Annotated in this window: 1 protein-coding gene; it reads right to left on the bottom strand. The window is 48.3% G+C overall.

Annotated features, from left to right (window positions below):
- Positions 1-495 (bottom strand): ATP-binding cassette domain-containing protein (locus tag AC2JF9_RS08515; RefSeq protein WP_500726909.1); only part of this gene is annotated, 495 nt, incomplete at its 3' end.

Below are 495 nucleotides of genomic sequence, written 5' to 3'. Positions count from 1 at the left end.
ACTCGACATATAATGACCACCGACAATAGGGTATATTCTGTCCGCCTTTTCAATAGACTTTGACCGGTGGGCGACTACCACAATTGTTATACCAAGCCCCGATAGTGCTTCTAGAACCTTTTCTTCATTTTCTGGATCTAAGTGAGCGGTTCCCTCATCTATGAAAAGAACCTTCGGCCGATGGTAAAGCGCGCGAGCCAGCAAGACACGCTGCTTCTGCCCACCCGATAGAACAGAACCCATATCACCAACCATTGTGTCGAATCGCATGGGCATTCGATTGATATCATCAATTATGCATGCCAGCTTAGAGACTTCTTCGACTCTCGTCATATCAATATGCGGATCGAAGAAGGCAATATTGTCAGATAAATATCCTGCGAACAGATCGTCGTTCTGTGCAATCGAGCCGACCACCTGCCGAGCCTTTCGCCTATCGAAGGACGACAACTGTCTCCCGCCTATTAGCACCTCCCCATGAGTCGGTGTGAACAG

The organism is Lactobacillus sp. C449L (genome assembly GCF_059900815.1).
The sequence above is the reverse complement of the archived record's forward strand: the minus strand, read 5'-3'. Positions and strand labels throughout refer to the sequence as shown.